The organism is Henriciella sp., from assembly GCF_029936995.1.
In the GTDB taxonomy this organism is placed as follows: domain Bacteria; phylum Pseudomonadota; class Alphaproteobacteria; order Caulobacterales; family Hyphomonadaceae; genus Henriciella.
Genome location: NZ_JAPYRE010000008.1, coordinates 17406 through 31416 on the forward strand (window position 1 = coordinate 17406; position 14011 = coordinate 31416).

General features: G+C 64.4%; 5 protein-coding genes. 1 reads left to right on the top strand and 4 read right to left on the bottom strand.

Annotated features, from left to right (window positions below):
- Positions 1–83 precede the first annotated feature (83 nt).
- Complete coding sequence (locus Q1K31_RS15190) at positions 84–719, top strand: 4'-phosphopantetheinyl transferase superfamily protein (protein WP_300381374.1); 636 nt, start codon at positions 84–86, stop codon at positions 717–719.
- Here Q1K31_RS15190 and Q1K31_RS15195 read toward each other — a convergent pair.
- The 4 genes from Q1K31_RS15195 to Q1K31_RS15210 form a co-directional block, all read right to left on the bottom strand.
- Positions 709–1293, bottom strand: a complete 585-nt coding sequence (locus Q1K31_RS15195) for a GNAT family N-acyltransferase (RefSeq protein ID WP_300381376.1) — start codon at positions 1291–1293, stop codon at positions 709–711. The two genes, Q1K31_RS15190 and Q1K31_RS15195, sit on opposite strands and share 11 nt — an antisense overlap.
- Positions 1290–8552 (bottom strand): beta-ketoacyl synthase N-terminal-like domain-containing protein, encoded by a 7263-nt coding sequence (locus Q1K31_RS15200; protein ID WP_300381377.1) that lies wholly within the window; start codon positions 8550–8552, stop codon positions 1290–1292. The genes Q1K31_RS15195 and Q1K31_RS15200 overlap by 4 nt, the downstream gene beginning before the upstream one ends.
- Positions 8545–9957 (bottom strand): SDR family NAD(P)-dependent oxidoreductase, encoded by a 1413-nt coding sequence (locus Q1K31_RS15205; RefSeq protein WP_300381379.1) that lies wholly within the window; start codon positions 9955–9957, stop codon positions 8545–8547. The genes Q1K31_RS15200 and Q1K31_RS15205 overlap by 8 nt, the downstream gene beginning before the upstream one ends.
- 77 nt (positions 9958–10034) lie before the next feature.
- Positions 10035–13997, bottom strand: a complete 3963-nt coding sequence (locus Q1K31_RS15210) for a beta-ketoacyl synthase N-terminal-like domain-containing protein (protein WP_300381382.1) — start codon at positions 13995–13997, stop codon at positions 10035–10037.
- Positions 13998–14011: the final 14 nt, after the last annotated feature.

Consider the following 14011-nt stretch of genomic DNA (forward strand, 5'->3'; position numbering starts at 1 on the left):
CAGTCCGTATGTCGGCCAGGTATATCCAGCCGGCAGTATCGCATTGCCGGAAAGAGAGCTTTTACGTGGGACAACGGCCTGGCATGTCACTCATACCTGTCTGGACATATGCCGAAAATATTGCGGGCCCAGGGGCCTTTTCTCCCGCGGGGCCAGAAGAAGCTGCGCGTGTGGAAAAGCTTGCTGATCCAGCGCGACGGCAGGAAATCCTGCACGCGCGTCACCTGATGCGCACACTTCTGGCCGAGACATATGAGCGGCAAGAATCCAGTGTCGTTATTCACTCTTTTGACGATGCGCCACCGCGCGCCGAAGGTTTTGAGGATATTGCCGTCTCATGGTCACGCTCCGGGCCGCACGCCCTTGCGGCATGTCTTCCGAATGGACGTCTCGGCGTGGACCTGGAGCGGATCAGGCCGGTGCGCTGGAAGGCCATGCTGGACATGATTGCAACGCCCCCGGAGCGGGCAGCGCTTGCGAGCATCAGTGAAGAAAAGACAGCACTTGTCGCGTTCTACCGTCTCTGGTGTGCAAAGGAGGCTTTGCTGAAATGGCGCGGAACAGGGCTGCGCGGCGGTGCGAAAACTGTATCAGTGCCGGAGGCTGTCATAACGGGCGACAAAGAAAAGGTGGTCGTGACCGAAGGCGGGATAGAGGTTCATCTTGAGACACTATGTCCAGACGAAGACCTCATCGCCGTAATGGCTTTCAGCGATTAAAGACAGACTTGAACATCCAGCCGGCCAGCGACTTGCCGCTGGTATGGCGTTCATCCTGCATGTCAAAGACCATTAGCGCAGTCATACCGAAGGCTTCTGTCTGAATGCCTTCCTTCATGATGTCGAAGCCCATCGAGCCGTAGAATTCCCGCATCGACGGCTCGGCGAGGATCGCGATGTAGCGTTGTTTTTCCCACGCCACGTAATCGAGAACGGCGCGCATCACCGGGCCAAGCGTCTTGGAGCCGCGCCGTTCCGGTGCGGTCACGAGTTTGGAGACGATAACCGCTCCATTATCTGGATATGGCAGGGCTTCATGCAGCTGGAAGAGGGCATATCTGCCGGACATTTCAGTCTGGTTGACCGGGATAACCTGGGCGCTTGAGACTAGGTCTGCCCCGTCGAACAAGGCAAATGTGACACCCGCCCTGTCGGCTTCGTCAACCAGCAGGCGGGCTTGCGGATCTGCGCCGGGCAGCTGGAACTGTTTCTCAGCGCAATAGACGCGGTAACGCAGGTGCTGCACCAGTGGCAGGGTGCGCTCGTCGACAACGATCAGTTCTGCATTGGTCATTGTTCTTCAAACCCGTCATCCGTAACGCACCAGGTGCGGCTGGCTGGATCGAAACTGAGGTCGTAACGTTGGCGTCCGCCCGGTCCGGTCACGAAGGGTGGATCAAGCTGGACCTTTCCCGGATGGATTCCCCATTTACACGCGAAGTGTTCTTTTACGGCAACTGCCTTGACCAATGCGCTGCCCGTCAGGCCTTCACATCCCCAGGCTTCGGCGACGGTGCCAGGCAGCCAGTCACACGCGATGACATCGGCCGGGGACAGGCGGGTCAGCTTCCCGTCTGTCCGGCTCAGCGGGGCGGGGTGTGCATCGCTTTCGCCTTTCAAAAAAGCCTTTCTTTCCAGGGCGCCAAGCGTTGATAGCGGCCCCTTCGGATAGGCTTTCTCGATAAGGTCGAGCCGGGCCCAGAGATCGCTCCCGAGGAAAGCCTCGATCGTGACAGGCAGGTCGCCTGTGAGAAGGTCGCGCTGGCCGGGTACGCCCCGGATCGTGAGGTCGCCCGTTGCCGGTAGATCCGAACAGATCACAAGCCGCTCGATGCGGACAGGATAGATCGCGCAATCTTCCACACCATCAAACCACTCCTCCGGGGTCTCATGCGGGGGGCCGTGGACCAGTGCGTCGAGGATGACGGCATCGAAGGCGTCCCCCGGACAATCTGCAAGTGAGAGATCGACCGTCGCTTCGAACCCTTTGCTGTCGCGGCGTATCCCGGTGACGGGTCTGAGGCCCGGCCCATGGAAGAGATCGGCAGTTTCATACGGATCGGGAAGGGGCTTGCCATGATCACTGGGCTTCAGGCGCGATGCGGGCGCGCGTGTGCGTGTCGCGATCTGTCCGGAGGACAGAATGGTCCAGGGTGCATCCGGATCGCTTTCAGCCCGCCCGCGCAGGCGGGCCTTTCCATCCGGTGTGACACGGGTTTCCACACGCAGGCCATGATCGGGGACGCTGGCCCACTGGCGGGGAGAAAAGCCGGTCAATTCAATCGGATAACCGGAAAAATCCGCCGCGCGGGCCTGACGCAACAGCATCCCGGCCTGAGAAAGAAGTGGCAGGGCGGGCAGGGTATGGGTTGGCCGGTGCGCGCCCACCCAGGCCGGAATTTGCGGTCTCAAGGTGGTGTGAGAGCGGTGTAGCAGTGGTGTGGGAGCGGTACAGAATCTGATGCTCACTCCACGCATTTCATAGATACGCAGGCCATCGACCCAGAGCGAGCCCGTCCCCCGGATGATCGTCGCTTCGTCCTGTTCCTCCACCCCGTCGATCTCGATGGTGGCGGTCACCTGTTTTGCGGTCGGGTTGACCTGGCCGCGATAGGTCCAGACGAGGTCTTCGCCGGGCTCAACCGGTTCCCAGTGTGGCTGCTCGAAACGCGCCGCCAGTCCCTTTAGGTCGCCAGCACGCGCGAGCAGCTGGACCAGCATGTCGAGGCCGAGCGATCCGGGCTGAACCGGATCCGAGAAGAAGTGGGCCCTGAAATACCAGGCATAGGGGTCGACGAATTGCTGCGCGCGGATGCGGCCAAGCCCGGCTGCGCCGCCTTCAGGTTCGAACCGGTCGATCATGTCGAACAGGGCAAGACGGCCCGTCGAGACTGGCAGAACGGTTTCTGCCTCGCTTGGCGGATCGGCCGGGGCGTCGATGAAGGCGCGGGCTGCGTCGCTGGCTTTCAGTCCGGCTTGTGCGGCGAGCGAGGCCTTGGTGAAAAAGCCGAAGCTCGTCTCCAGTGTTACGACAGGGGTGCCGTCGGCAAGCGTGGCTTCAAGCTCGAAGAAGACAATCGTCATCGGGCCGACGCGTGAGGCGCGGGTCAACGTCGTGCGCGTGCGGATGGTGCCGTCTTCCGGCCATATCTGGCGGGCCGTCCTGCCAGCGCCGTCGAGATTGCGGAACCGGGTTTCGCCCGAGAGCGCAAAGCCGGAATAGGAAGCAAGCCAGCCGCAGGGCTGGAGGATCACTTCGGTCAGGACCGAGAAGGGCATGGTGCCGGTCCCGCCATCGGTGAAATACCAGGCGTCAGGCGGGATGTCGTATTCGGCGATCGCCGTAAGCCCTGCCGCCTGCTGGCCGGATGGGCCTGTCACGGAAAGGACCCGGCTGACCATGTGATAGGGTGGCTGGGGGAGGCGCGGCACGGCGCCCCTGTGATCGAACGGGGCATACATCGAGCCGAAGGCGTTGCTCGGTGCGCCGGAACCGCACTCGATCATGGCGGCTTCATCGCCGCGCACATCGCCCTCGTCATTGACGTAATGCGGCACCGATTTCGCTTTCGCCATATGCGGCCACTGGCGGCGCAGGCGCACGCCAAAACGCGGACAATAGAAGACCTTCCGCCCGTCAGACCGTGCGAGAAGGCTTGCAAAGACGACAGGCTCCTCGCCGTCGATGATCTCGTCGATGAAGACTTCATAGGTCACGTCATGATCGGCGTCCGGGGTAACCTGTCCGCGGCAGTAGAAGGTTGCCGCCTCTCCCGGTGCGGGCTCGAAGACATGGCTGTCGCGCTCGATTGTGAAGCCAAGTGCTGCGGCGGTGAACTCCAGCGTCTGGACAGCCGCCTCGGCCATCAGCGTGCCGGGCATGCAGGGGTCTTCGTGGAAATGCCCGTCATAGAACCACGCATCCTTCGGCACATGCTGGCATGCCTTCAGATAGCCCCGGCCCCAGGGCCCGCCTTGTGGCTCAAAAGTCTCGACATCGTCGAAGAGGGCGAGGCGTCCGGCTGGCAGGCGTGCCGGCCTTGTATGCGGGGCGGCACGTTCGAAGCCTGCGCCGAAACAGCGATAGGTGTCCCCGGCCCGGAAGGCGGCGACGTCCGCACTCGTGAAGGCGGTTTTTTGTGAAGGCGTGGTCCTGTCGAGTCTCGGTTCGGCTGTTGGCGCGCCATCCTTTTCCGCGTCCCAGAGCACACCCTTGGAGTTGGCCAGTTCCTCATCGGTGAAGAAACCAGCCTGCCCGTTGCGCACTGACAGGATCAGCCGGTCATCGGCGTAGCAGTCATACTCGAAGAAGAACATGCGCACGCCGGAAAGCTCGGCATGGCCCTTGATGGAGATCTGGAAGCGCACTGTCTCGCCGATGCGTGGCAGGCCGGTCTCGTGGAAGGTCAGCTCGCAGCCGAGCAGGCGGTAGACGCGATCCGAACAGTTCAGCATGTCCGCGCCCATCCATGAGATAAGCGCGAGGTCGGCCTGTCCGGCCTCGATCAGCGGGCCGGGGCGCAAGCGGCCATCGCTGACGGCCCAGAGGTCTTGCGTGACATCGGTCTCGGTCCAGATCGTGCCCTTGCCCTGTACCAGCGCCTCGGCGTCGATCCCGGCAATGCGGTCGCAGAGCAGCATGGGCGGGCGCGGCATGCGTACCTGACGGACATATTTGTCCTGAGCGGTAAAGGCCTCGCCGAAGACTTCGGAAATGTTTCCGGCAGCCGCGTGTTCGATCTGCTGGCGGGTGAAATTCGGGCCAACAGGCTCACGCCAGAAGAGCGGTGTGACGCCTTTTATTGTTGCGGGAGCAGGCGCGGGTTTTCGAGCCGCAGGACGAGGAGTCGGGCGTGTCGCTGGCCGTTCGAGAACGGCCGTCTCAATGGCAGGGCCGGGCGGTTTCCAGCTGATGCCGGGCGCAAGCGGGAGTTTGCGGCCTCTCGGAGGTTTTGACGCAGGCGGTGTGAAGGGCTTCAGCCCCGGCCTGCGCGGCGGTGTCAAAGTGCGCCGGGCGAGAGGAGACGGCAGGCGCGGCGGCGGCTTGTGCGCCGGGAAAGTGATCTCGCCGGGGCCAGTCCTTCGGAAGGGGATGGTGTTGGCGCGTGTGGCCTCAAGCCGGGCCTTCACTCTCTCCATCTTCACGTCATGCCCGGTTGCGAAGACAGCTGCGGCCAGCGTGGCAATGTCGAATAGTGCGGGCTGGCCGAAACGGTCTGTGGCAAGGGCCGTCACCTCATCGCCCAGCGTTTCCCGGATGGCCCCGGTCAGCGTATCGCGCGGGCCAATCTCGATGAAGGTGCGCACGCCGTCCTTGTGGGCCCGCATCAGCGTCTTCGGGAAGTTCACTTCCGCCACCGCCTGCCCGGTCAGCATACGCGCGACCGTCTTTCTGTCCGGGCGGTATGGGCCGTTCACGGCATTGGCATAGAAGCGCACGCCTTTGGGCGCTTTCGTCTTGCGGGTGTGCAGGCGGCGCCATGTCTTCTCATAGGGATCCATCATCGGCGTATGGACGACAAGATCGTGCGGGACACGGATGGCCGATCCGCCGAGGCGCTTCAGCACGCGCTGGCAGGCTCTAGCATCGCCTGCGATGACACCGTCTGTCGGGCTGTAGAGAATGGTAAGGTCGCAGCGTGGCTCATCCTTCATGGCGCTACGGATTGCGGACTCACTGGCCTGTACGCGCCATGTTTCCCAGCTTACAGGGGCATTGTCTTTCCATGCGGCCTGTGCGGTTTTGAAGTCACCGGCGAGGTCATCAGTGTACATGCCGCTCTCGCCGATCGTGCCCATCAGGCCGTCTGCGTCGGTCCAAGCGCCGAAGGCGATCAGGGAATTGGTCTCGCCGGATGAGAGCCCCATCGCGACGGCGGGCTTGAGGCCGAGTATGTCGGTCAGCAGCATGTGCTGGGCCTGCGAAATCAGGGTCGTGGCGCGCAGCTGGTCATAGGCGGCGGCAAGGTCACCGGCTAGCAGGCGGGCGACCTCCGGGGCCGCCGGGAACTTCGCAGCGAGTTTCGGGCCAAGCTCTGGGAAGGCGGCAAACAGGCCCTGGCCCATGCCGGAATAGGCTGCCGCTGCCCCTGTAAAAACGAAAGCGAGCTCGCCGGCAGGCTTGCCCTTGCCGTAATGCAGGCCCTCGCCTTGTGGAACTGCACCGGAGACAAGTGCTGCGATGGCCTCGGCCCGGCGTGCGGCCAGCGTGGTCTCATCGGTTGCGATGATGGCAAGGCGGTGCTTGCCAGTGCAGGCCTGCTGGCCCTTGCGAAGCGCATCAAGCAGGGCCGAGCGTGTGGAGGCGGCGTAGGTTTCAAGATGCGGGGCCGGGCGCAGCAGATCCGGGGCCGGGTGCGGCCTCGCCTTCAGCTTCACCCTGCCGCCAGAAACGGTGATGGTGCGGGCCTTGCGTGTGAAGACCGGCGTGATCCCGGCTGTCTCAAGCGCCATGCCGCGAGAAGCAAGTTCGGTCTCGACCGCCAGCCGGGCCAGCCCGCCTGCGGCATGGGAGACCCCGTAGAGGCGTTCGAGCAGGGTTTCGTCCGGGAGGCTGCCGGTCAGTTTCAGGGACTTGAGTGTGACGGGGGGGGTCGCATCTTTGGCCCGTTTAAGGATGAAGGCCGCAGCGGCATCTCCGCCGGGTGTGCCTGTGGCGGTTTCGTGGACAGGGTCGGCTGAGAGGTCTGCGGACGCGACGATGGCCGCATCGATCTCGCCAGCTTCCAGCGCTCGCATGGCGAGTTCCAGCGCGCGCAGGCCGGATGCCTCTTCTTCCATTACGGCAAAGCCCTGGGCACGCCAGTCACCACGCACATTGAGCCGGTTGGCCGAGACGTTGGGCATTGCGCCCAGCACGTCACCGGGTTTCAGCGGTGGAGAGATATTATTGCGGAGAGCATCGGTTTCAGCCACCTCCGGGGAGAGGCCGAGCCGTTCGGCGATCCGGGCGCGCAGCATCCAGCGGGCAGCCTCTGGCGCGCAGGCAAAGCCGGTGAAGACGCTGACGCGGGCACCGTCTTCAAGTGGGAAACGCGCAAGCGCTTCATCGACGGCATCATAGAGGGCGAGCTGCTGGCCCTGGGCTGAGGCGAGCTCGCTCGGCGGTGTACGCAGCGGCTTCGGGCTGGCGGCGGTCTCCTGCATCGGGCCGCGTGCGGTTTTGGGGGGGCGCGAGAGGCGTTGCAGGACGGCAGCGACACCCCGGTCCGGGCCGAGTGAGAGGCCGGTCGCGCAGATGGCGGCTTGTGGTCTGGACCTGCTTTGCTTGCGGGCCTTGGGGCGCTTTCCGTTATCGGCGGCGAGGATGAGGTGGGCGTTGTTGCCGCCAAAGCCGAAATTGCTGACCGCCGCGATGCGGGGGCGGTCTTCCGGCCACGGGCTCTTGCGGGCGGGGGTGAGGTTTACGCCGTCGAAGCCTTCAAGCGCCTCCCCCTCCAGCCGTGTCGGCGGGATGATGCCTTCATTCAACGCAAAGCTCATCTTGATCAGGCTGGCGATGCCGGCAGCCGTGATGAGATGGCCGAGATTGCCCTTGAGCGAGCCGATGGGCAGGGGGCTCTTGCCGGTGAAGTGCGCGGCTGTCGCCAGTAGCTCCACCCGGTCGCCTGTAGCGGTGCCGGTGGCGTGGGCTTCCAGCAGGCCGATGTCGCAGGCCGGGTCGAGGCCGGAGACCTTCCAGGCGGCGGCCATGGCTTCGGCCTGTCCGCCTTCGTCCGGCGCGAGCAGGGATTTACGGCGTCCGTCATTGGAAAGCCCGATGCCCCGGATGACGCCGTGGACGGTGTCGTCTTCGGTGCAGTCTGCAAGCCGCTTCAGAACGAGGGCTGCTGCGCCCTCTGCCGGGACGAGCCCGTCGGCCCCTTGCACGAAGGGGCGGGATTGCCCGGTGGGGCTGAGTGCGTTGAGGGCGGAAAAGCCCTGGTGCAGGATGAGATTGTCCGCACCATTGACGGCGGCGGCGATGGCGACATCCAGCGAGCCGTCCTGAAGCCGGTCGCAGGCTAGCTTCACGGCATAAAGCGAAGAGGCGCAGGCGGCATCGAGGGCAAAGGCAGGGCCTCTTGCTTTCAGGGCCTGGGCGAGCAGGCGGGCCGGGCCGCCTGTATTGAAGCGATTGGCGGGGTCTATCGTGGAAGCGCCCGATTGCCACACGTCGCTCGCATAATCGCAGAGCGCGCGGCTCGGATAGCCGAGATTGCCGGTAATGACGCCGAGCTTCCGGGCTTTCACTTTAGGGGCGCCAGCCTCAAGCCAGGCGGCGCGGCCTGCATGGAGCAGCCACTGGAAAAGCGGATCGAGGCGGGCTGCATCGATATCGCCGAGCTTATGGGCGGACGGATCGAAGACATCCTCAAAATCTGTGACGAAGCCGCCACGATAGCCCATCTGCGCCTGTTCGGTATCGGTGACGCCCCATTTGCCTTGCGGGGCAGAGGCAAGAAGGTCGCGATCTTCCAGTATAGCCTGCCAGAGGGCAGCCGGGCTCAGCGCGCCGGGCAGGACGCAGCCGCGTCCGATAATGGCAATCGGTTCGAAACGCGGCTTACCCATGCGCGATCTCCGACCCGATCACGAGTTCGGCCGGACAGGCGCTTCCCGCCAGCACGGCATCGGCAAACAGGCGTGCGCCTGCATCACGCGGGATAAGCGAGACACCCATCTCCGCGAACTTCGCCTTCAGGCTGTCTGTCACCATGCCGCCATCCCACGGTCCCCAGCCGAGCGAGGTGATCGCAGCCTGCGGATTAGTGGCTTTCAGCCAGTGGGCCATGCGGTTCAGGATCTCGTTGGCCATGGCATAATCGGCCTGGCCAGTATTGCCGTAGCGTGCAGCAACCGAAGAGAAAAAGACCACTGTTTTCAATGTGCTTATGTCCAGCTCCGAGAGCAGGGCTTCAAGGCCGGAGATTTTCGGTGCGAAGACGGTCTCGACCTGTGCGCGGGTCTTCTCTCGGATCAGCTTGTCAGCAAGCACGCCCGCGCCGTGGACTAGGCCGGTAACGCGGCCGAGGTCACGGTGAACATGGGCAAGCGCTTCCCTGAGGGCCGCCGGATCGGCAATGTCTGTCGGAATGTAGAGGGCCTTGCCGCCGGCCTGTTCGATGGCGGCCAGCGTCTTTCGGATTTCGGCGCCTGAAAGCAGGGCGCGTACTTCCCTGTTGAGCGCGGCAGGCGCAATCTTATCGCCATTGGCCTTTGCACGCATGGCCAGCGCGCCGCGCAGGGCCTTTTCGTCTTCCGTTGGCTCCAGGTCATCCGGCCACTGGGTTATGGCGGACCGTCCAAGCAGGGCGAAGCGGGCCTGCGTGCGCCGCGCCAGTTCTATGATGCAGTCAGCGGTCACGCCGCGCGCACCGCCCGTGACCAGGAAGACATCCTGCGGCCCGGCCTGGCCGGGCTGGGCGGCGGGCAGCCGGTAAGGTGTATCCCCCGGAACGACGCGGCCCCTGCCGGAAAGCCCGGCACACAGGGCTGCGCCACCGCTTAGCAGTTCTTCGACAAGGCGGTCGCTTGCCGCTTTTGCCCCAAGGTCTGCAATGTCGATATCAATCGCGCGGATAAGGGCTTTCGGAAACTCGTGGGTGGCTGTTCGGGCAAGCCCGGTGAGGCCGCCGCGCCAGGCGCGATCATCGCCCGGCTGGAAGCGCCCGCCTGTATCCTGCAAAATGATGACGGAGCCGCCCTCGGCCTCAAGGCGGCGTGCTTGTGCCGACAGGGCTTCCAGCGCGCCTGCATGGGCGTCGAGCGCCGTACCTGTCAGACCGTGGGCAAGGATAAGGCCGTCAGCGTTGCCAGACGGTGTGGCCACCTGGCGGAGCCTGAACCCGGCGCTGGAAAGGGCAGGAACAAGCACGTCTGCCAGCGCTGCATCGCCGCCGACATATTCGATCAGCCCCGCTTCGCGCAGGCCCGGTGTTACGCGGCCCACAGGCTGTTGTGATGTATAGCTGACCATGCGCAGCGAGAGCGTATCCGGCTGGGCGGCTGGCGATGGTGCGGGGCGGCGGGCGCGTTCAGGCGCCGGCGCGCCCCCTAGCCAAAAAAATCGGCGATCTTCCGGATCGAGCGCAATTCTGCAATCTGCTCTGGTTCGACTTCCGGCAGGTTGGGCATCTGCTCACGCAGGGCAGACAGGATTTCCACCTGCTTGATGGAGTCGACACCGAGTTCGCCTTCAAGGTCCATGTCGTCTTCCAGCATGTCGGCCGGATAGCCTGTCTTGTCGGCAATCAGGCTGCGGACGAGTTCGGCCATGTTGCATGTGGCGGCAGGGGCGGGTGCAGGGGCTGGCGCCTGTGTCGCCGCCATTGCGGGGGCATGGGCCGTACCATTGGTCATACCGTTCGTGCCGGAAGCAGCGGCAGCACCATTCCGGGCCGGTGCAGGCTGGGCCGCGGCGGTTGCCGCCGGGGCGAGGAAATCCGCGATTTTCCGGATCGAACGCAATTCTGCAATCTGTTCGGGCTCGATCTCGGGCAGATCAGGCATCTGCTCGCGCAGGGCTGAGAGGATCTCGACCTGCTTGATGGAGTCGACGCCTAGCTCGCCCTCAAGATCCATGTCGGGCTCCAGCATATCCTGCGGGTAGCCGGTCTTCTCGGCCACAAGCGACGCCACAAGGCCGCTGAAATCCTGTCCCGCCGGAGGCTGTGCAGGCACCGGGGCTGGAGCAGCCGGAGCAACGGGCTGGGCGGCAGGGGCTAGAGCCGGGGCAGAAGCGACAGGCGGTTGTGGCTGAGGGGCGGCCTGCTGGACCGGAGCAGCTTGCGGTGCTGGCTGGGATGGGGGTGTTGGGGCCTGTGTCTGTGTCTGGGGTGCAGGATTAATGGCCGGGGCCGGCGGCGGCGCGATGTGGCGGCGTGTGGTGTTCTGGTCGATCATCTGTCCAGCACCCGCAGATCCCAGCACATTCGCTGACGCCTGGAGATAGTTCGCGTGGGCGACACGCAGGGCCTCGATATAGTCGGCATGGGCCGCTGTCATATTGGCGTGAATGCGTTCGGCGGCGTCGCTGGCGGGGCGGTCATCATACTGGGACACGGGCGGTACTCCTGGCGGGGTCTGGGAAGGTTGCGGGGCGGCCTCTGGCTGGGCCGCTGACAATGGCTTGGGATCTGTGACGGACGGCGGGCTGGCCGCGGGTTCGGGATTGGGCGGCGGCAGGCCGGCTGCCCCGCCTTCAGGCGGATAGGGCTTGCGGTAGTTCGCGCCAGTGAGGTCGATCGTGTGCTTTGAGCGCGGTTTGCGCGGAGCGGGCGCGGGCATGTTGGCGAACAGCGCCTCGAAATCGACCGGATGACCGAGGACAGCGAGCTTGCCGAGCCCGGCGAGGAAAGCGGCAAGGCCGTTGCCCTTCCTGTCATCAAGCGAGACGGCCTCTGCCCGGCCGGGAAGGATCTGGCCGACAAGTGTGGTGAGCACTGTGCCGGGACCAGCCTCGACAAAGGTGGTAACGCCATCCGCGTGCATCGCTTCGACGATGGCGCGGAAGCGGACCGGGCTTTCGATCTGTGTGGCGAGCAGGTCGCGTTGTGCCTTGTAGGCGAGCGGATAGCGTTTTGCCGAGACATTGGCATAGACCGGGAAGCGGGCTTTCGAAAACTCTGTCTTCTCAAGGGCCTTGCGGAATGGACCGACTGCACCTGCCACGATGGGTGAATGAAACGCAGAGGCGACGGGCAGGCGCCGGGCCTTGATACCTGTCGCCTCTATCGCCACTCGTGCGGATTCTATTGCTGCGACAGGGCCTGAGAGGACCGTCTGTGTCGGCGCGTTATCATTGGCGATGACAACATCCGGGTGGCTTTCAAGCAGGGTGGCAAGGTCTTCGGCAGCGGCCTGCGTGGCGAGCATTGCGCCTTCATTCGAGGCGGCGGCCTTTGCCATAAGTTTCGCGCGTTTGTGCGCGGTGCTCAGTGCGTCTTTCGAACTCAAGCTGCCTGCAGATTGCAAGGCCATGATTTCCCCGAAGCTGTGGCCGGCGGCCATGTCCGGGGTGACGCCAGCCTTGTCCAGCACGCCAAGCGTTGCCAGCGTGGCGGCAGCAAGCGCGGGCTGGGCGTTTTCCATCGCCGTCAACGTATCGGCTTGCGCCTTGGCTTCCTCCTCGGTGTAGGCAGAGGGCGGAAAGGCGAGATTGTGCAGCGCCTGCGGCCCGGTCTTCTTGTGACTGGCCGCAAGGTCCCAGGCGGCCAGTGCTTCTGGGAACGCAAGCGCAAGATCGCGTCCCATCCCGACATACTGGCTGCCCTGACCCGGCATCAGGAAGGCCAGCTTGCCCGGTTTTGCGGGCGTGAGCGCGATGCTGGTGCCTTTGGGGAGAGGTGCGGTTTCGGCCTGGCCCGCACGGATGAGTACCGTAATTTTCGCTGCCTTGGTGGCAAAGTCCCCTGTGTCGGTTGCCACAATCGCGGCGCGGCAGGGGGCGTCCGGCTCGAAGTCCGCATGGCTCTCGCTGGCAGTGATGGCGAGGTCTTCCTCGTGTACCATGCGCTGGGCGTAAGCCTCTATGGCTTTGGCCAGGGCTTCGCTGTCGCGTGCAGACATCATGACCAGTTCCGCCGGAAGGGCGCGTTCGGGCATGACTGCTGCGGGCCCGTCATATTCCTCCAGCGTAATATGGAAGTTCGAGCCGCCGAACCCGAATGAACTGACCGAGGCCCGGCGCCTGTGGTCTGATTTGCGCACCCAGGGGCGCAGTTCCCGGTTGGGATAGAAAGGCGATCCGGCGAGTGCCGGGGCAGGCGCATCGACCTTGAGGGTCGGCGGGTAGGCCTTGCGGCTGAGCGCCATCGCTGTCTTGATGAGGCTGGCCGCACCGGCGGCTGCCTTGGTGTGGCCGATCTGCGATTTGACCGAACCAATGGCGCACCAGGGCTCCTCCACCGGCTCTCCGTCAGGCGCGAAGACGAGCTTCAGCCCCCCAATCTCGGCGGCATCGCCGGCCTTGGTGCCGGTGCCGTGCGCTTCGACAAGCTCCACAGTCCGGGGGTCGTACCCAGCCTGATCGTAAGCGCGTTTCAGGGCGCGTGCCTGGCCGGTCGGCAGGGGCGCGTAGATCGCCGTGGCGCGTCCGTCAGAGCCAGCCCCAAGCCCCTTGATGACAGCGTGGATACGGTTGCGGTCTCGCTCGGCATCGGCAAGGCGGCGCAGGGCGAGTATGCCGATGCCCTCGCCGAGCATCGTGCCATCGGCCCTGTCAGAAAAAGGCCGGCAGTCCTCGCTCATGGAAAGGGCCGGGGTTTTCGAGAAGCACATATACATCAGGATGTCGTTCAGCGCGTCCGAACCGCCAGCGAGCACCATGTCGCTGTCGCCTGAGTTCAGCTCATGCAGGGCGACCTGTATCGCCGAGAGCGACGAGGCGCAGGCCGCATCCGTGACATAGTTGCTGCCGCCAAGGTCCATCCGATTGGCGATGCGCCCGGCGACAACATTGCCGAGCAGGCCGGGGAAGGTGCTCTCTTTCCATTCAGAGAAGTTTGAAGAGATACGGTCAGCGATTTCCTGGACCTGGGCTTCAGGGAGGCCAGCCTCCCGCAAGCCTTTCACCCATGACGGGCGTTGCAGACGGCCTGACATATGGCCGACCAGTTCGGTCGCCGACGCGACGCCGAGGACGCAGCTGGTTCGCTCGCGGCTGATCGTGCCATTGCTCGCGGCTTCGGCCTCGTCGAGCGCTTGCTGGGCCACGATGAGGGCAAGTAGCTGGGCGGTGTCGGTCGCCTCGATCTGGTTGGGCGGGATGCCAAAGTCGAGCGGGTCGAAGCCCTGCGGCGAGAGAAAGCCCCCGCGCCGGCCATAGGTCTTGTCACGGGCGCGCGGATCGGCGTCGTAATAATCCTCGATCAGCCAGTGGGTCGGCGGAACAGGGCCGAGCGTATCGACACCCTCGGCAATGTCGCGCCAGTAGCCAGCCGTGTCGCCGCGGCCGGGGAAAATGGCGCCGAGGCCGACAATGGCGATATCTGCCGGTTGATTTTTGCTGCTGCTCATTCTGATCAGCCCCT

What these genes read in the sequence shown, in the direction of transcription:
- Q1K31_RS15195 (WP_300381376.1), bottom strand. Translation starts at nt 1,293, where the DNA reads ATGACCAATGCAGAACTGATCGTTGTCGACGAGCGCACCCTGCCACTG.
- Q1K31_RS15200 (WP_300381377.1), bottom strand. Translation starts at nt 8,552, where the DNA reads ATGGGTAAGCCGCGTTTCGAACCGATTGCCATTATCGGACGCGGCTGC.
- Q1K31_RS15190 (WP_300381374.1), top strand. Translation starts at nt 84, where the DNA reads ATGTCACTCATACCTGTCTGGACATATGCCGAAAATATTGCGGGCCCA.
- Q1K31_RS15205 (WP_300381379.1), bottom strand. Translation starts at nt 9,957, where the DNA reads ATGGTCAGCTATACATCACAACAGCCTGTGGGCCGCGTAACACCGGGC.
- Q1K31_RS15210 (WP_300381382.1), bottom strand. Translation starts at nt 13,997, where the DNA reads ATGAGCAGCAGCAAAAATCAACCGGCAGATATCGCCATTGTCGGCCTC.